This window comes from Sphingomonas sp. PP-CC-1A-547 (genome assembly GCF_003610375.1).
In the GTDB taxonomy this organism is placed as follows: Bacteria; Pseudomonadota; Alphaproteobacteria; order Sphingomonadales; family Sphingomonadaceae; genus Sphingomonas.
In genome coordinates this window covers 859,175-877,037 of the sequence record NZ_RAPZ01000011.1, presented here as the reverse complement: position 1 = coordinate 877,037, position 17,863 = coordinate 859,175, and the positions used below count along the sequence as shown (strand labels likewise).

18 protein-coding genes are annotated in these 17,863 nt (G+C 65.5%); 7 read left to right on the top strand and 11 right to left on the bottom strand.

All coding sequences use genetic code 11. The annotated features are described in order from the left end of the window. Positions 1-6 precede the first annotated feature (6 nt). Entirely contained in the window at positions 7-1,101 is a 1,095-nt protein-coding gene (locus C8J39_RS10260; protein ID WP_120300322.1) for an SGNH/GDSL hydrolase family protein, read from the bottom strand. Positions 1,102-1,136: 35 nt separating this feature from the next. Further along, complete coding sequence (locus C8J39_RS10255) at positions 1,137-2,486, bottom strand: mannanase (protein ID WP_207896947.1); 1,350 nt, start codon at positions 2,484-2,486, stop codon at positions 1,137-1,139. Positions 2,487-2,754: 268 nt separating this feature from the next. Here C8J39_RS10255 and poxB point away from each other — a divergent pair, with 268 nt between their 5' ends. After that, positions 2,755-4,503, top strand: coding sequence for a ubiquinone-dependent pyruvate dehydrogenase (poxB, locus tag C8J39_RS10250; RefSeq protein WP_120300321.1), 1,749 nt, complete (start codon positions 2,755-2,757; stop codon positions 4,501-4,503). A gap of 30 nt (positions 4,504-4,533) precedes the next feature. On the opposite strand, the gene C8J39_RS10245 is transcribed toward poxB, so the two are convergent. From C8J39_RS10245 to paoA, 4 genes are all read right to left on the bottom strand, one after another. Beyond that, positions 4,534-5,493 (bottom strand): nitronate monooxygenase family protein, encoded by a 960-nt coding sequence (locus tag C8J39_RS10245; protein WP_120300320.1) that lies wholly within the window; start codon positions 5,491-5,493, stop codon positions 4,534-4,536. A 91-nt stretch (positions 5,494-5,584) separates the two neighbouring features. After that, entirely contained in the window at positions 5,585-7,777 is a 2,193-nt protein-coding gene (gene paoC, locus C8J39_RS10240; protein ID WP_120300319.1) for an aldehyde oxidoreductase molybdenum-binding subunit PaoC, read from the bottom strand. A 5-nt stretch (positions 7,778-7,782) separates the two neighbouring features. After that, complete coding sequence (locus tag C8J39_RS10235; RefSeq protein WP_120300318.1) at positions 7,783-8,733, bottom strand: xanthine dehydrogenase family protein subunit M; 951 nt, start codon at positions 8,731-8,733, stop codon at positions 7,783-7,785. Beyond that, entirely contained in the window at positions 8,730-9,374 is a 645-nt protein-coding gene (gene paoA / locus C8J39_RS10230; RefSeq protein WP_120300317.1) for an aldehyde dehydrogenase iron-sulfur subunit PaoA, read from the bottom strand. The genes C8J39_RS10235 and paoA overlap by 4 nt, the downstream gene beginning before the upstream one ends. 110 nt (positions 9,375-9,484) lie before the next feature. Here paoA and C8J39_RS10225 point away from each other — a divergent pair, with 110 nt between their 5' ends. Next, positions 9,485-9,685: a hypothetical protein gene (locus C8J39_RS10225; RefSeq protein WP_120300316.1), complete on the top strand. Its 201-nt coding sequence runs from the start codon at positions 9,485-9,487 to the stop codon at positions 9,683-9,685. A 148-nt stretch (positions 9,686-9,833) separates the two neighbouring features. Here the strand turns inward: C8J39_RS10225 and C8J39_RS10220 are convergent, their stop codons facing one another. Beyond that, positions 9,834-11,249, bottom strand: a complete 1,416-nt coding sequence (locus tag C8J39_RS10220; RefSeq protein ID WP_120300315.1) for a dihydrolipoyl dehydrogenase — start codon at positions 11,247-11,249, stop codon at positions 9,834-9,836. Between the two features lie 103 nt (positions 11,250-11,352). On the opposite strand from C8J39_RS10220, the gene C8J39_RS10215 reads away from it, so the two are divergent. Beyond that, positions 11,353-11,979: a glutathione S-transferase family protein gene (locus tag C8J39_RS10215; RefSeq protein WP_120300314.1), complete on the top strand. Its 627-nt coding sequence runs from the start codon at positions 11,353-11,355 to the stop codon at positions 11,977-11,979. Between the two features lie 27 nt (positions 11,980-12,006). Here C8J39_RS10215 and C8J39_RS10210 read toward each other — a convergent pair whose 3' ends face one another. Genes C8J39_RS10210 through C8J39_RS10200 form a run of 3 tightly spaced genes read right to left on the bottom strand, consistent with a single transcriptional unit; the run spans position 12,007 to position 13,675 of the window. Then, complete coding sequence (locus C8J39_RS10210; protein ID WP_107953207.1) at positions 12,007-12,576, bottom strand: DUF1190 domain-containing protein; 570 nt, start codon at positions 12,574-12,576, stop codon at positions 12,007-12,009. Positions 12,577-12,587: 11 nt separating this feature from the next. Further along, positions 12,588-13,001: a DUF350 domain-containing protein gene (locus tag C8J39_RS10205; protein ID WP_120300313.1), complete on the bottom strand. Its 414-nt coding sequence runs from the start codon at positions 12,999-13,001 to the stop codon at positions 12,588-12,590. Between the two features lie 32 nt (positions 13,002-13,033). Next, a complete protein-coding gene (locus C8J39_RS10200; RefSeq protein WP_056481639.1) occupies positions 13,034-13,675 on the bottom strand; it encodes a DUF2491 family protein in 642 nt (213 codons plus the stop codon). A 225-nt stretch (positions 13,676-13,900) separates the two neighbouring features. Here C8J39_RS10200 and C8J39_RS10195 point away from each other — a divergent pair, with 225 nt between their 5' ends. From C8J39_RS10195 to C8J39_RS10180, 4 genes are read left to right on the top strand one after another with little or no spacing between them, the layout of a single operon-like run. Beyond that, positions 13,901-14,335: a YjfI family protein gene (locus C8J39_RS10195; RefSeq protein ID WP_120300312.1), complete on the top strand. Its 435-nt coding sequence runs from the start codon at positions 13,901-13,903 to the stop codon at positions 14,333-14,335. A 24-nt stretch (positions 14,336-14,359) separates the two neighbouring features. After that, a complete protein-coding gene (locus tag C8J39_RS10190) occupies positions 14,360-15,109 on the top strand; it encodes a PspA/IM30 family protein (RefSeq protein ID WP_056058968.1) in 750 nt (249 codons plus the stop codon). Beyond that, on the top strand, positions 15,109-16,278 hold the full coding sequence (locus C8J39_RS10185) for a glutathionylspermidine synthase family protein (protein ID WP_120300311.1): 1,170 nt from the start codon (positions 15,109-15,111) through the stop codon (positions 16,276-16,278). The genes C8J39_RS10190 and C8J39_RS10185 overlap by 1 nt, the downstream gene beginning before the upstream one ends. Next, positions 16,268-16,789 carry an ankyrin repeat domain-containing protein gene (locus tag C8J39_RS10180; RefSeq protein WP_310793814.1) on the top strand — a complete coding sequence of 174 codons (522 nt, stop codon included), beginning with the start codon at positions 16,268-16,270 and terminating at the stop codon, positions 16,787-16,789. The genes C8J39_RS10185 and C8J39_RS10180 overlap by 11 nt, the downstream gene beginning before the upstream one ends. A gap of 81 nt (positions 16,790-16,870) precedes the next feature. Here C8J39_RS10180 and C8J39_RS10175 read toward each other — a convergent pair whose 3' ends face one another. Further along, positions 16,871-17,845 carry a rhodanese-related sulfurtransferase gene (locus C8J39_RS10175; RefSeq protein WP_120300310.1) on the bottom strand — a complete coding sequence of 325 codons (975 nt, stop codon included), beginning with the start codon at positions 17,843-17,845 and terminating at the stop codon, positions 16,871-16,873. Positions 17,846-17,863: the final 18 nt, after the last annotated feature.

Below are 17,863 nucleotides of genomic sequence, written 5' to 3'. Positions count from 1 at the left end.
ATTTGGCTATCGGTGCGCCCACATCTCGGGATGCGCGTCGATATAGCCCGACAACGCGGTCGTGATCCGCGCATCGTCGGCGGTCGACGGATGCGAATGGCATCCCGTGAACGCGAGCCCGGTGACGGGCACGAACGCGACATTGCGCTGCCCTTCCGCCTTCAAACGCGCGGCGACCTTGCCGACCTCCGCCGCGATCTCGCCCCCGGCCATGTCGGTCGCCCACAGGACGACATGCGCGTCCGGATCGCGGGCCCGGAGGCGTTTGACGAAGTCCACATACCGCCGCTCGTAATCGGCATGGAGCGCCTCGCGCGTCTTCCACGGCTCGCCGGGGTGTAGCGGCGTGGTGAAGTCGTTGGTGCCGAGCGCGATCACGAACAGACGCGGGTGCCACACCGCATCGACGTAGCGCGTCGCCTTGTCGAACAGCGTGAAGGGATAGGCGACGGGAAGCGTGTCGGCTGCCATGCCATTGTAATTGCGGACGATGCCGCGGCCGGAGATCGCGTTGACCTGATAGTCCGCGCCGTATCGCCTCGCAGCCAGCACCGGCATGGCTTGCGAGGTATCGGTCGTCGCCCACACCTCCGCTTCGGTGCAGTCGCGCTTGGTCGAGACGTTGCCATAGCCGACGGTGTGGGAATCGCCGATAAACTCGATCTGCCGCGCTCGGGCGGGGGCGGGCAACGGGCGCGTCCCGGACGCCGCGTAAAATCCGCCGAAGACGGTCGGTGCGGCCTGGCTCTCGCTGACGACGTCGACGCGTATTGCGTGGCGCCCGTCGGCGAGGCCGGTGACGCGGTAGAGGCCTGGCTTGGGCTTGAAGAGCGTCGTCGGGGAGGACCCGTCCACCGTGATACGCAGGATGACATCCCCGTCGCCGATATTCAGCAGGATGCCTGCGCCCCGAAAATTCGTCTCGAAATAGGTGCCCGGCCATTGGCGTCGATAGCCGTCCGGCGTCCGCTCGACCCGGCCGCCGATATGCATCGGAAGCGCGGCACCCGGCTTGCTCGATACCGCGGTGACGGTGATCGGCGTCGCCACCGCCGACGTCGACAACAACCCTGCACCCAGCAGGCCCAGAACCGTACGCATACCATGTGCTCCAGTTCGATCCGACAAGGCCGGGATCATAACGCCGCCATTGCTGCGGCATGCGCCCGGATCACGTTTTGCGTCGAGGCGTCGCTGTCGAACACGCCGTACCAACCCTGCGGCTCGTGCGGCGGGTCGCCCATATAGGCGAGGTCGCCGCGCTGGAACCGGTGATCGGCATGCGGCGTGCGAGCCTCGCCGTTCCACGCCCAGAAGTTCGAGCCCGCGAGCGGTCCGCCGGACTTGGCATCGGCTTCGATCGCCGCATAGATCTGGCGGTAGAAGCGATCCTTATACACCGTCGTGATGGTCGGATCATAGGCGGTCTTCCCGTCGCGCGGGTAACCGAACTCCTCGATCACCAGCGGCTTGCCGAGCGTCGTGGCGAGCCGGATATGCGCGTCGATATAGCCGGCGACCTTCGCCGCGCCCGCGTCATAGGTGCCGGCGAGATCACCTGCGTCCATCCAGGTCCAGTTGTTGGGCCAGATATGCGTCGTGAGGTAATCGATCGACGGTGAGCGGTGCGCGGCGAGTACGACGTCCTCGCGCTCGATCGAACCCTTCAGCCCCTCCGAACCGGTCGAGACGAGGTGGTTGGGATCGAGCGTCTTGATGTACCGCGCGGTCTCATCGATCCAGCGGTAGAAAGCGGGCAGGTTGGGTATGGCCACCGCGGGTCCGCCGGCCGGACGCGGCTCGTTCGCCAACTGCCACGCCATGATCGCCGGATCCGCGACGTAGGCGACGCCCGTCACGGTGTTCGTCCGCGAGACGACCGCGCGGATATAGTCGCGGTACATCGCCTGCGCCTGGCCGTTGGCGTAGAACGCGGCGTTCCAATCGGCGAACGCGGGCCACGGATGTGCGGGGTCGTTCATGTTGATGAACCTGCCGCCGTTGACCCACGACAAATAGGTCATCATTCCGCCTGACCACTCCCAGAAGTTGGTCAGGTAGATCACGCCGGTCATGTCGCGCTTCGCCATCTCGGCGAGCATCCAGTCGAGGCCCTTGAGCAGGTCTTCGTTGTAGGTCGCGGTCTTGTCGCGGAAGCCAGGCGTGATTGAGTTCTTCAGCGGCGACAATTCCGCCGAACCGAGGATGCGCAGGTTACGCACGCCGAGCGCCTTCAAGCGGTCGAGTTCGCGGCCGAGACGCGCGCGGTTGCCGTACGCGGTCTCCGCGCCGAGCCATGCGCCGTACCAGATGTTGGCGCCAGCATAGCGGTAGGGCTTGCCGCCGCGCCGGAAATGGGTTCCGTCGACCGTGACGAACGCCGGTGCTGCGGGTAATCCAGTCAGCCGACCGTTGTTCGTGCAGCCAGCGGCTAGGGCAACGCCCCCCAGCAACGCCGCACGTCGACCGATCATCGCGTCGTCCACGCCATCCCCCCTTTATACCGCCACCGCGTCGAGCGTCCCCGCCGGACGATTGATCGACCGGTCGGATTGCCCAGCACCAGAGCTCTCGTCTTTAGGTTTGCATGACGCAGCGCGCTACCGGGATTTATCATACTTGGAGCAGAACGCGTCGGACGCTGGCTTCCGGGACGGTGCACCTGCATTCCGTGCATCCCAATCGTACCAGAACGCGTTTGTCCTCTGCCGTCTCGCCAGCCGAGTTAGGTCGCCATCACTGCCGGAGTTGCTCATGTCCAAGACCATCATCGCCGACCTGTTTGCCGAGACGCTGCACCTGGCGGGTGTCGAGCGGATCTACGGTGTCGTTGGCGACAGCCTCAACGGCCTGACCGACAGTCTGCGGCGGCAGGGCAAGATCGAGTGGATCCACGTTCGCAACGAGGAGGCGGCTGCCTTTGCCGCAGGGGCGGAAGCGCAACTGACGGGCAAACTGGCGGTGTGCGCGGGATCCTGCGGTCCCGGTAACATGCACCTGATCAACGGGCTCTACGACTGCAACCGGACGCGCGTGCCGGTGTTGGCGATCGCGGCACAGGTGCCAAGCGGGGAAGTCGGCTCGAACTATTTCCAGGAGACGCGGCCGGAAGCGCTGTTCCGTGAATGCAGCGTCTATTGCGAGACGATCTCCGATGCCGACCAGATGCCGCGGACGCTGGAGACGGCGATCCGGGCGGCGGTCGGCCACCGCGGTGTTTCGGTCGTCGCGATGCCGGGCGACGTTGCGCTGCGGTCGACGACGGGTACGCTGGCACGGTCCAAAGGCGCACTCCTGCCGCCGCCATCGGTGACGATACCGGCGGAGGCGGATATCGCCGAACTCGCCGCGCTGTTGAACGGCGCCGAGAAGGTGACGATTCTGGCGGGGCGGGGGTGCCGCACCGCGCATGCCGAGCTCGTAACGCTCGCGGGAATCTTGCAGGCGCCGATCGTCCACGCGCTGGGCGGCAAGGAGTTCGTCGAATACGACAACCCCTATGACGTCGGCATGACCGGGCTGATCGGCTTTGCGAGCGGCTACGACGCGATGATGGCGTGCGACGTGCTGCTGATGCTCGGCACGGATTTCCCGTATCGGCAATTCTATCCGGAGAAGGCGAAGGTCGCGCAGATCGACCTGATCCCGGAAAATCTCGGCCGGCGGACGGCGATCGATATCGGGCTGGTCGGCGATGTCGGCGCTACTCTTGCGGCGCTGATTCCGCGAGTGAAGACCGGGCGCGATGGCAGCTTCCTCAAGTCCGCGATCGAGAATTACGCCGAGTCCCGCAAGGGGCTCGACGATCTTGCCAACGGGAAACCCGGCAGCGGCGTGATTCATCCGCAGCATGTCGCCCGCGTCCTCAGCGAGCAGGCGGCGGACGATGCGGTCTTCGCCTGCGATGTCGGCACGCCGACCGTGTGGGCTGCGCGCTACCTGAAGATGAACGGGCGGCGGCGGTTGATCGGATCGTTCAACCACGGATCGATGGCGAACGCGCTGCCGCAGGCGATCGGCGTACAGTCGGCGTACCTGGGGCGACAGGTCGTGACGTTGTCGGGCGATGGCGGGTTGGCGATGCTGATGGGCGAGTTGCTGACCGTGCGCCAACTCGGTCTGCCGGTGAAGATCATCGTCTTCAACAACGGCACGCTCGGGTTCGTCGAGATGGAGATGAAGGCTGCGGGCCTGGTCGAGACCGGCGTCGCGCTCGACAACCCGGACTTTGCGGCGATGGCGCGGGCGATCGGGATCCACGGCGTGCGCGTTACCGATCCGGGTGACGTCGAGGCGGGGATCCGGGACGTCCTCGCGCATCCGGGGCCGGCGTTGCTCGATGCCGTCACCGCGCGCACCGAATTGTCGATGCCGCCCAAGATCACGCTGGAGCAGATGAAGGGCTTCACGCTCTACATGGCGAAGGCGATCATCAGCGGGCGCGGCGACGAGGTGGTCGAGCTGGGCAAGACCAATGTCGGCTTGCTCAAACGTTTGTTCTGAGCGAGCCGAGATCGGTCAGTGCCGGGTCCGTCAGAGCGATAGACGGGCCCGCGCCGCGCGGTATTCACGTTCGAGACGATCGACGCGATCGGCAACGCTCTCGACCTCGGTGACCGCGCCGATACCCTGGCCAGAGCCCCATATGTCCTTCCACGCCTTGGGCTTTGAGCCGTTGCCGCCGCCGAAATCCATCGTCTTGAGGTCGCCCTCGGGAAGGTTGTCCGGGTCCATCCCCGCCGCCTGGATCGACGCGCGCAGGTAATTCCCGTGTACGCCGGTGAAGAGGTTGGAATAGATGATGTCGGACGCCTTCCCAGCGACGATGCCGTCCTTGTACGCCTGATCCGCGTTCGCCTCGGTGGTCGCGATGAACGGCGAACCGATATAACCGAAGTCCGCGCCCATCGCCTGGGCGGCGAGGACGGCGTCGCCAGTCGCGATCGAGCCCGACAGCGCGAGCGGCCCGTCGAACCACTGCCGGATTTCCTGGATGATCGCGAACGGTGACAGCCGACCGGCATGGCCGCCGGCGCCGGCCGCAACTGCGATCAGGCCGTCGGCGCCCTTTTCGATCGCTTTCCGCGCGAACCGGTCGTCGATCACGTCGTGGAGCGTGATGCCGCCCCAGCCATGCACCGCGGTGTTGAGATCCTCGCGCGCACCGAGCGAGGTGATGACGATCGGCACCTGCCACTTCGCGCACGTGGCGAGGTCGCTTTCGAGCCGGTCGTTGGATTTGTGGACGATCTGGTTGACCGCGAACGGTGCCGCCGGGCGGTCGGGATTGGCGCGGTTGTGTGCGCTGAGTTCCTCGGTGATCCGGTGGAGCCACTCGTCGAGCATCGCCTGCCGGCGCGCGTTCAGCGCCGGGAACGAGCCGACGATGCCGGCCTTGCACTGCGCGATCACCAAGTCTGGGCCGGAAATGATGAACAGCGGCGAGCCGATGACGGGCAGGCGCAGATTTTTTAGAATGGCGGGTACGGTCATGCCAGTTTTCTAGCGCAACCTATTCGCACGCGCCAGAGCCGCTTTTGCCCTCCACACCGTCTTCGTCGACGACCGCGTGGAGGGCAGGGTATCAGGCCATCTTGCCGATGACCTTGTCGAGCGTCAGCGGATATTCGCGGATACGAACGCCGCAGGCATTGTAGACCGCGTTGGCGATCGCCGCGCCGACGCCGCACAGGCCCAGTTCGCCGATGCCCTTGGCCTTCATCGGCGACGACTTTTCGTCGAGCTCGTCCATGAAGAACACGTCCTGCATCGGAATGTCGGCGTGCGCCGGCACATGATATTCGGCGAGGTCATGGTTGACGAAATAGCCGAACCGCGTGTCGACGATCGCGTCTTCCATGAGTGCCGCACCGACACCCATCGTCATCGCGCCGATCACCTGGCTGCGTGCCGATTTCGGATTGAGGATGCGACCCGCCGCGAATGCACCGCTCATCCGCCGGACGCGGATCTCGCCGGTTGCCGAGTCGACGCCCACTTCGACGAAATGCGCACCGAAGGTGGCCTGCGCGTACGTCTTGGTGAGGTCGCCGAACTCGATCGAGTCCTCTGCGGAGATGCCGGCATCGCCAGCAGCTTCCGACAGCGAGACGCTGCGGTTGCCCGACTTCACCTTGCCATCCTCGAACACGACATCGGTCGAGTTGAACCCGAGCTTCTGGGCGACTCGCTCGCGCAACGCCATGCACGCCGCATAGACGCCGGCGGTCGAGCTGTTGCCGCCCCACTGGCCGCCCGAGCCCGACGAGGCCGGGAAGCTGCTGTCGCCGAGCAGGACGATGACCTTGTCCATCGGTACGCCCATCATCTCGGCCGCGGTCTGCGCGATGATCGTGTAGCTGCCGGTGCCGATGTCGGTCATGTCGGTGGCGACGGTGACGACACCCTTCTTGTCGATCCCGACGCGTGCGCCCGACTTCATCGTGACGTTGTCGCGGAACGCCGACGCCATCCCCATGCCGACCAGCCAGCGGCCGTCGCGAACTTGCCCCGGGACGGGGTTGCGCTTGTTCCAGCCGAAGCGTTCGGCGCCGGTCTTCAAGCAACCGACGAGGTCACGCTGCGAGAACTGGCGCGACGGCTTTTCCGGATCGACCTGCGTATCGTTGATGATCCGCAGCTGGACCGGATCCATCTTCAACTTCTCGGCCAGCTCGTCCATCGCGGCTTCGAGCGCGAGCAGCCCAACGGCCTCGCCCGGCGCACGCATCGCGTTGCCCTCGGGGAGATCGAGCACGGCCAGACGGGTCGCGGTCATGCGGTTCGCACCGGCGTAGAGCAGGCGGGTCGCATTCGGCGCGGTCTCGGGACCACCACCGGGAAGATCGCCCGACCAACTCTCGTGCGCAATCGCCGTGATCTTACCGTCCTTCTGCGCACCGATGCGCAGGCGCTGGATCGTCGCCGGGCGATGCGTCGTGTTGTTCATCACCTGCGGCCGCGCGAGCGCGAGCTTCACCGGGCGTCCGCCGATCGCGCGCGAGCCGAGCGCCGCCATCACCGCGTCGCTACGGACCCACAGCTTCGAGCCGAAGCCGCCACCGACATAAGGCGACATCACGTGGATGCTTTCCTTCGGCAGGAGCAGCGTCTCGCTCATGTCGCCGACCGCCCAGTTGATCATCTGGTTCGACGTCCAGAGCGTGAGCTTGCCGTCCTTCCACGCCGCGGTGGTGGAGTGTGGCTCCATCATCATGTGGCTCTGGTCGGGCGTGGTGTAGCGCTCGTCGAGCTTGACCGGCGCCTTGGCGAACGCACCGGCGAAGTCGCCGACGGCGGTGTCGGGCGTGCCGCTCTTCGGCTTGGTCGCCGAGGATTGCGATGCGGCGAGATCGAACCGCCCCGCCGTGCGCGCGTAGTTGACGCGGAGCAGCTTGGCACCGGCGCGTGCCTGCTCGAACGTCTCGGCGACGACGACCGCGACAGCCTGGTCGTAATGCTGCACGTCCGGGCCAGCGAGCATCCGTGCGGTGTGGTTCTTTGCTTTGCCGAGCTTGCCGGCGTTCTGGTAGGTGACGACCGCGAGCACACCGGGGGCGGCCTTCGCGTCGGCGTCGTCGATGCTCTCGATCCGGCCCTTGGCGATCGCCGAGCCAACAATGTAGCCATAGGCGGCGTTCGGCGCAGCATCGTTGCGCTCATAGGCGTAGTGCGCGGTGCCGGTGGTCTTCAGCTTGCCGTCGACGCGATCGAGCGGCTTGCCGAGGACCTTCATCCGGTCGGTCGGATTCGCCGTGGCGGGGGTATCGAACTTCATGGGCGTCAGGCCTTCGCTTCTTCGAACACGGCGCCGATGGTTCGTTCGACCAACGGCAGCTTGAACGCGTTCTGTGATGTGGTGCGGGCGCCGGCGAGGACTGCCGATGCGGTCGCCTTGGCGCCATTCGGCATCTGTGCCTCGGCAGCTTCGACGCGCCATGGCTTGTGCGCGAGGCCACCGAAGGCGAGACGGCCGCGACCGCCGGGCTGAATCACCGCGGCAACCGAGATCAGCGCGAACGCGTAGGACGCACGATCACGCACCTTCTGGTAGATGTGCGTGCCGCCGATCGGCTTCGGCAAAGTGACGGCTGTGATCAGCTCACCTGCCGCGAGCGAGGTCTCGATGTTCGGCGTCGCGCCGGGGAGACGGTGGAAGTCCGCTATCGGGATCGCGCGCGTCTGGCCGGCAGCATTCACCGTCTCGACCGTCGCATCGAGCACGCGCATTGCCACGGCCATGTCGCTCGGGTGTGTCGCGATGCACGCGTCGCTCGTGCCCATCACGGCCAGGTTGCGGTTGAAGCCGCCGACCGCCGCGCAACCGCTGCCGGGCTGACGCTTGTTGCAGGGCTTGGTGGTGTCGTAGAAATATGGGCACCGCGTCCGCTGGAGGAGATTGCCCGCGGTCGTCGCCTTGTTGCGGAGCTGGCCCGACGCGCCGGACACCAGCGCCCGGCTGAGCACACCGTAATCCTTCCGCACGCGCGCATCGGCGGCGAGGTCGGTGTTGCGGACAAGCGCGCCGACACGGAGGCCGCCATCCGACGTTGGCGTGATCTTGTCGAGGCCTAGACCGTTGACGTCGATCAGATGCTGCGGCGTCTCGATCTGGAGTTTCATCAAGTCGAGCAGGTTGGTGCCGCCGGCGATGAACTTCGCGCCCGGCGTGCGGACCGCGGCGCTGGCGGCTTCCTTCGCCGAGGTGGCGCGCTCGTACGTGAAGGCCTTCATGCGCTGCGCTCCGTACCGGCGACGTCGTGGATCGCGTCGATGATGTTCGCATAGGCACCGCAGCGGCAGATGTTGCCGCTCATCCGCTCGCGCAACTCGTCGGTGGTGACGGTCGGCTGTGCCGCAATATCCCCAGTCACGTGACTGGGAATGCCCGCCTTGATCTCGCCGAGCGTCGCGACCGCCGAGCAGATCTGGCCGGGGGTGCAATAGCCGCACTGGTAACCGTCATGCTTGACGAACGCGGCCTGCATCGCGTGCAGCTTCTCGGGGGTGCCGAGGCCTTCGATCGTCGTGATCTCTTCGCCTTCGTGCATGACCGCAAGCGTCAGGCAGCTGTTGATGCGGCGACCCTCGACGATGACCGTGCACGCGCCGCACTGGCCGTGGTCGCAGCCCTTCTTGGTGCCGGTGAGCTTCAAATTCTCACGCAGCGCGTCCAGCAACGTGGTCCGCGTATCCACGTTGATCTTGGTCGTGCGACCATTGACCTTGAGCGTCACGGGCATCGTCGGCGGGGCCGACTGCGCTGTACCCTCCGTCTGCGCCTGTACTGCAGGTGCCGCCGCCAACGTAGCCGACGCGACACCGCCGGCGATCACGCCACGGCGCGACACCGGAAAACCTTCATCCTGATGCATATCAAATCCCTGTATCTGCTAGCGTAACGGGCGAGAGCGGGCAAAGTTGCGCTGCTCCGCAATTGGTTCCGTGAATTTTGCGTCATGAAAATCTGCGATAGGGTATTGAAATGCGGACAGTTTCTTCCAGCGTGTCGGTGCGACTGTATCATCTCGACGACAGCGGCGAGGGCGGGGCGGCAACCACGCTGTTCTATGGTCCGCTCGGGGAGGCCCTGACGATCGCAGCGCAGCAGGAAGAAGATGTGCGGGCGGGGCTGTATTTGGCCACGGAGAACGACGTCGTCGCGTATCTCGATCTGGAAGAGTAGCGCGCCCCCTCGATCCTCCCCCGCAAGGGGGAGGTGGCACCGAAGGTGACGGAGGGGGAGGACACGAAGCAGCGGTTTCCCTTTCCTCCCCCTCCGTCTGGCAAGGGCCAGCCACCTCCCCCTTGCGGGGGAGTATCAGCAGTGACCTTCAGGTCCCCGGCGTGAACCCGTCATCGCGGTCAGGCGGGGTCGGCGCATGCACCTCGCTGCAGATCGAGCGAAGCGCACCCTTCATCCCCTCCTCAAAGGTCGGATGGTAAATCGGCAGATCGAGCACCTCGGTCGCCGTCCAACCGCTCTGTATCGCCCACGCAATCAGGTGCGCGCTATGCTCGACCGCGGGCCCCGCCATAGTCGCGCCGGTCAGACGCCCGTCGCGGCGATCGGCGTAGAACCGGACCAACCCCGCATTGCATGCCTCGACCTTCGCCCGGCCCTGATCGTCATACGACGCGGTACCGATGACAGTGTCGGCATCGTCATCCTTGGCGATCTTGCCGATGACCGCGACGTTAGGATGCGTAAAGGTGATCGCGAACGGCACGGTACGCTTGCCCGGCGTCACCTCGGGATAGCTCGCCGCGTTCCGCCCCGCGATCATGCCCTCTGCCGATGCCTCGTGCAGTACCGCGCGGTCATGGTCCGCGTCGCCGGCGATGAAGATAGGCGCGGTGCCACACTGCATCGTCTCGCAGTCATAGTCCGGCATGCCGTGGTCATTGAGCGCAAGTCCGGTCGTTTCCAGTCCGATGCCCTTGATTCTTGGCGGACGCCCGGTCGCGACGAGCAGATAGTCGAAGCGCTGCTCACCCGATGCGGAACCACTCCAGGCCAGCTTGACGCCATCACCGTCAGGCTCGACCGTGAGTTCAACACCCAGCAGGATCGGCATCTCGCGCGACAAGATCGCGTGATACGCCTCGGCGACGTGGCGGTCCTTCAGTCCGCCAATCGTCTCGCCCGTGTCGAACACCATCGTGTCGACGCCAAGCCGTGCCATTGCCTGTGCCAATTCCAGCCCCAGCGCTCCCGCGCCGATGACGCCGAGCGAGTTCGGAAGGTCCTTTAGGTCAAAGATGCTCTCGTTGGTCAGCACTCGGTCGCGCACGCCGTCGAACATCTCGGGGCTCGCAGGGCTCGATCCGGTGGCGATCACCACGGACTTCGCGTGTACCTCGCTGCCGTCACTCAACGACAGGATCGTCGCACCCGCAAATTTGGCGCGTGCTTCGATCTTCACCTCCTCGGGCAGCTTGTCGATCGAGGTCTCGACGCCCGCGACGAACGCGTCGCGCTCCTTACGGACCCGCGCCATCACCGCGACACCATCGACCTTGCCCGACGCCTCTACCCCGAACACCGACGCGTGCTCGACCGCGTGCATCGCGTTACCGGCCGCAATCAACAGCTTGGAGGGCATACATCCCACGCTCGCGCAGGTCGTGCCGCCGAAGCCTTCGTCGATCAGCAGCGTCTTAGCGCCGTTGCGCCGCGCGCTGCGCTCGGCGGCGAGGCCGGCGGTTCCGGCACCGATGATTGCCACGTCGCAGGTCAGCTTGGTCATAAGTCTCTCCGTTGCCGGAGAATTCCGGGGGCCGCGACCGAGGAAACCTTCGATGCCGCCCAGCCGTTCCGCGGTGCAGCACATTCCTAGTCGAAGGACGCTTATGTTAACGCTCCACCATTTGAACTACTCGCGATCGATCCGCGTGCTGTGGCTGCTCGAAGAGCTCGGCATCGAATACGATCTCGTAAAATACGAGCGTGACGAGAATTTCCGCGCGCCGCCTGAACTGAAAGCAGTCCACCCGCTCGGCAAGGCGCCGGTGCTGGTCGACGATGCGCTTACGCTCGCCGAGAGCGCGCCGATCCTGTCGTACATCGACGAGCGTTACGGCGACCGCCGCTTCTCGCCGCCGATCGACAGCGATGCGGCCGCCGTGCATGACGAATGGCTGCAATATGTCGAAAGCTCGGCGTCGTTGCCGATCATGATGACGTCGCTCGGCAAGCGGATGGGCGGTCTGCCCGACGGCCTTGCTAAGTTCACCGGCCCCGAAGTGACCAAGACGCTCGACTATATTGGCGCGGGGGTCGGCGATGGCCCGTATCTGATGGGCGAGCAGTTGATGCTGGCCGATATCCAGATGTGCTACATCCTCGCGATCGCCGAGAGCGCCGGATTGCTCAAGGAGCACCCCGACGTCGCAGCGTATCTGGATCGCCTGCGCGCCCGTCCCGCGTTCATCGCCGCGACCGAGATTGGTGGCCCGCTGATGCCGGCCCGCCGCTAAACCCGCCGCGAGGGGGTAACGGTCGCGTTACCCCCCGAAGCTGCGTCCACCGAAGCCGCCGCCGAAGCCACCGCGCGAGATCACCGAACTGCGCGACTGTACGCGGGCAGGGGCTCTGGCGGTGGTTGGCGTGAAGGCGTCGGAGCCTACGCGGGTCCGGCCCGTCACATAGTCCCGGTTGATCCGGCCACCGGCGCCACCGTAATAATTGCCGTCGCGGTCGCGGTACATCGGTGCGCCGCGGTTGCCGAAGCCACCGTTGAGCGCCTGCCCGACCAGGAAGCCGGTCAACAGCGGCGTGAAGAAGCTTCCGCCATTGCCGTTGTTGCGTGGCTCGCACTGCGCGGCGCCGTATTGCTCCTCGCAGGTCTGTCGGTCCTGAAACCGTGGCGCAGTCTTCGCGGCATCGGCCTTGGCCTGCTCGAAGGCGGTATCGCACTGGACTGCCGACAACGCACCCGCCGCACGGCACTCCTGTACCGACGCATAGCTCTGTGCCTCGACGGGCTTGCCGCCGACATCGCCGTCGCACGCTGTCAACGAGATGCCCGATCCTGCGATCAGGCTGGTGAGAACGATCGATCTGGAACGCTTCATCGCTATGCCCTTCAGTTCGTCATGCAGGCGGCGTTGAGGATGCCGACGCACAGCGAGATGCTGCCCATATAGGTCGCCGCCGCGATTTCGCCGCGGACGATCCGGTCGTTGAAGTCGCGCATCACGAAATGCTGGACCACCAGGAACGTCACGATCTGAATGACGCCCGCGAGCAGCGCCCACACCGCGAACTCGAGCAGCGTGACGGTATGCGTCAACGCGGATGCGAGTGGCAGGACATAGCCGAGCAACGCCGCGCCGAGCGTGATTGCCGCGGCGGTGTTGCCTTCGCGGATCAGCGACTTCTCATGATACGGCGTCGCGACCTGATAGACCATCTTGAAGACGATCGTGAACGCGCCCGCCGCGACGAACGCGATCAGGAAGGCGAGCGCGCTGGCGCCGAAGCTGTATTGGTCGATCATGGCATTTCCCCCGGAGCCGTCTGCGCGCGACGCTAGGCCCTGAACTCGCCGAGTTCCAGTGCCACGCCAAGCATGATCTCGAACGAGACGTCGCCGGACTCGGTCTCCATGTCGATCGCGAGCAACAATTCGCGCCCATCGTCGCCCGGCAGGTCGCGGCTGAACAGCATGCAGGTCTGGAAGATCCGGCGATCGACGATCCCGTCGCGGTCGTCGTGCAGTTCCTCCCAGAACGTCACCGGCTCCTGCTCGCTCGCTTCGGGACCGAACCATGCGCGGCTATATTCGGGCAGCCCCTCGGCGGTAAAGGTGCGCGCCTTGAGCCGGCTTTTCCATGCCGGACGCTCGGCGGCGGACGAAGGATAGCTGCTGTCCCACGGTGCGAACAGCGTGACGTCCGTCACGTCCTGCCCGTCGCGGTCGTTCGACACCGCCTGGAACATGATATCGTCGTCGGTGTAGAACCGGTGGACGAAGCCGCCTTCGTTGAGGTCGATTAGCCCCTGCGCAACGATCACCAGCGTATCGCGGTCGAACGGAAACAGGAGTTCCGAGCCGAACCGGCGCCACGCCAGCGGATCAACCGTCACCGTGCGCCCCAACGTGACGTTGCGGACGACGGGCAGGGCGTTGCCGTCAAGCGCTGGCTTGCGGCCGAACAGGCGATCGAACATGCAATCCTCGCGTCTCTGTGGTTGGCGTGCCTCTTAGGCCAAAGCGCGCGGGCTCGCAAAGCGCAACGCCGTCATCCTGACGAAAGTCAGGACCCAGAGCCAACAGCGCCGCCCTCCGTGACCCTGGGTCCTGACTTTCGTCAGGATGACGGAAGTGGGGAGGGTGGCAGGCGCTCGCGAAAAGCCTATGTGTGCGGTCGAGCGACAAGCACGGGAGTTCTTGCATTGACCGACATCTGGACCGTCCGCAGCCTGAAGGCCGCGCTCGACACGTCCGAGCCTGCGAAAGCCGGCGAGTTTTCCGCGCGGATCCTGGAAGGCGCTGACCCGGTGCTGCTAGTGACGATGCACCACCACGGCGACCTCGAACTGTTCGTCAACGTCAGCGAGGCGCAGATCGCGTGCTCGACCTTGCTATGGCCCTGCGACGAACAGGAGGATCCTTTGGCGTTCAACACCTGCCTGCTGAAGTCGCAGAAGCTTGTGCCGCTGTCGAACTTCGGGATCGGTACGGTCGATGGCCGAGACTATTACGAGCTGTTCGGCGAACTTGCGACGTCGAGCCGGCTCGATACCGTAATCATCGAACTGCGCACACTTGCCGAGAATGCGATCGATGCGGCCACCGACCTGCGCCACGCGCAGATCCCCGCCGCCTGAACTGATACAAACGGAGAGACTGGCATGGCCATCTGGAGCAAGCTTTTCACCCTCGGTCGTGCCGGCGCGCACGAAGCGGGCGCGGCGGTCGTCGACGCGAACGCGCTGCGTATACTCGACCAGGAAATTCGCGATGCCGACAAGGCGCAGGGCAAGGCACGCGACGATCTCGCAGGGCTGGTAGCGCGTCGCCGCATCCTCGAAACCGAGGTCGAGAGCTTCCGCGCGCAGGCAACCAAGTACGAGGCTTCGGCGCGCATCGCGGTCGAGAAGGGCAACATGGATCTCGCGCGCCAGGTCGCGCAGCGGATCGCCGATCTCGAACAGGACATCGCGCTGAAGTCCCCGCAGGTCGAGGACATGCGCGCCGCCGAGGAACAGATCCACACCGCCGTCGCGCAGACCGACCGCAAGATCGAACAGCTCCGCCGCGAGGTCGAGGTCGTCAAGGTCAACGAGTCGGTGCAGAAGGCGCAGGCTTCGGTCGCGTCGGGCAGCATGGGCGCGGGCAACAAGCTCGGCTCGGCGGCAGACAGCCTCGCGCGCATTCGTGAGCGTCAGGCGATCCGTGGCGAGCGGATCAAGGCGGCAGGCGAGTTGGAAGACCGTCGCACCGGCGCTGACCTTGACGAGAAGCTCCGGCTTGCGGGCATCGGACCGGGGCAATCGTCCGCGGACGACGTGCTCGCGCGCCTGACCGCACCAAAGACGCCGGAACTGGGCCAGACGTTGCAGATCGAGCAGCGCGACGACTCCAAGACGTCGGACTCCTGATGCGCCGGATCGCGGTCGACCCGCGCGGCGACTGGCGCGAACGGGCCGACGCGATTGGGTTCGTCTATCATGACACGGATGGCGAACCCTATTGGGACGAGGGCGCGGCGTACGCCTTCACGCTGGCGGAGATCGAGGACGACCTCGAACCCGCCGCCGAACAGTTGCACGCGATGTGCCTCGATCTGGTCGACGAGGTGGTCCGCGATCAGCAGTTAATGGAACGCCTCGCGATCCCCCGCGAGCAGTGGAACTATGTCGCGGAGACGTGGCGGACGCGCCAGCCGTCGCTCTACGGGCGGTTCGATTTCGCCTATGATGGCACCGGACCGGCCAAGCTCTACGAGTATAATGCCGATACGCCGACGTCGGTGTTCGAATGCGCGACGTTCCAGTGGATGTGGCTTGAGGACCTGCTGGCGAGCGGTGCGTTGCCGGCGGGGACGGACCAGTTCAACAGCCTGTTCGACAAGCTGCGCGAGCGGTTCCGGGCGCTGTTCCCGAGCGGCGGTTTCGTCCATTTCGCCGCGGATGCGTCGGCGATCGAGGACCGTCAGACGGTGCGGTTCTTCGAGGATCTGGCCAGCCAAGTCGGGATCGAGCCGAAGTTCGTCGAGATGAAGGACATCGGCCTCGCAGCGGACGGACGCTTCGTCGATACCGATGGCTTCGAGGTGCAGGCGGCGTTCAAGCTGTACCCGTGGGAGTTCATGCTCCGCGAGCCCTACGCGCCGAACCTGTCGCGCGCCGACGTGCGCTGGATAGAGCCCGCGTGGAAGTCGATCCTGTCGAACAAGGGCATCCTGCCGCTGTTGTGGGAGCGGCATCCCGAGCATCCGAACCTGCTCCCCGCATTCTTCGACGACGATCCCGCTGCGAAGATCCTCGGGCCTAAGTACGTGCGCAAGCCTTTGTTCTCGCGCGAAGGCGCGAACGTCGAGGTGATCGGCGAGAGCGGCCACGACGTGCTCGATCAGGGCTATGGCGCGGAGGGCGCAATCCGCCAGGCCTATGCACCGCCGCCGGTGTTCGATGGCCGGCATCCGGTGATCGGCGCATGGATGGTCGGCAACGAAGCCGCCGGGATCGGCGTTCGGGAGGACGACACGGTCGTGACGCGCAATCTCGCGCGGTTCGTGCCGCATATCATCGAGGCGAATGATGACTGACGCGCGAGAGTTGCCCCCGTTGCCGCCGATGGAACGGCTGGTCGAACTGATGTTCGATGCCGCGCGGACCGGACGGGACGAGATGATCCCGGCGCTGCTGCAGGCGGGCGTCGATATCGAGGTGACCGACGCGAAGGGCTACACGCCGCTGGTGATCGCCAGCTACAATGGCCAGGCGGAGGCGACCGCAGCGCTCCTCGCGGCCGGTGCGCAGGTCGATGGCGCAGCGGATGCTCGCGGAAACACCGCGCTGATGGGCGTATGCTTCAAGGGCTATGCCGAGATCGCGGAGATTTTGCTCGATGCGGGCGCGGACGTGAACCGGCGTAACGGCGTCGGACAGACGGCGTTGATGATGGCGGCGCTGGTAAACAGGACGGCGATCATCGACCTGTTGCTGGAGCACGGCGCGGACCCGGCGATCGTCGATGCGGCAGGGAACACCGTACACTCGCTGGCGGTGTCGCAGGGGAACGCGATGTTGGCCAAGCGCTTCACAACGACCGGCTAGCCCCCTCAAGGTGTTCACCCGCGAAGGCGGGTGCCCAGTCTGGGCACCCGCCTTCGCGGGTGAACAAGCTTCTCTGCTTGGTTAATCATCGACCTCCCAGGCCGTTCCCGCATGCGTCTTCGGCAACACCGCCCCGACATGCGCCTCGCCCCGAGCTTCAGCCAGTCGCATTTGCCGCTCGCGCTCAGCATAACCCGCCCGCTGCGACTCATCGCGCGCATCGTGACACGCCGGGCAACTCACCCCCTCCATGTATAACGGCGACGACCGATCTGCGACGCTCACCGGCATTCGGCACGCATGGCACAGCACATGACTTCCCAAGACCATCCCATGTCCAACCGCAACCCGCTGATCGAACACGAAACATTCCCCCTCCCAAAGGCTCTCTGCCTCGGGCACGGTCTCCAGATACTTCAGGATACCGCCCTTCAGGTGATACACCTCGTCCAGCCCCTCGGCCTTAAGAAACGCAGTCGACTTCTCGCAGCGTATCCCCCCGGTACAGAACATCGCGATCTTCGGCGGCGGGCCGTCCCCGACCAGTTCGTCACGATGCTCGCGAAACCACGCCGGAAAATCCCGGAACGTCCGCGTCTGCGGATCGACGGCGCCGGCAAACGTCCCGACCGCGACCTCATAGTCGTTGCGCGTATCGATCACGATCGTCCCCGGCTCGGCGATCAGCGCGTTCCAGTCCTCGGGCTCGACGTAGTGGCCGACGCCCTCCAGCGGATCGATCGCGGGCTCGCCCATTGTCACGATCTCGCGCTTCAGCCGAACCTTCATCCGGTGAAACGGCATCGTCTCCGCGCGCGATTCCTTGACGTCGAGGTCGGCACATCCCGGCAGCGCGCGGATATGCGCGAGCACCGCATCGATGGCCTCTTCGGACCCGGCGATCGTCCCGTTGATCCCCTCCGCGGCGAGCAGCAGCGTCCCCTTCACGCCGTTAGAACAGCACGCAAGCGCGAGCGGCGGCTGGATCGCGGCGATGTCGGCGAACGGCGTGAAGCGGTACAGCGCCACGACGCGGATAGGCAGGGTTTCGGTCATCGGTTCATCGTACAGGGG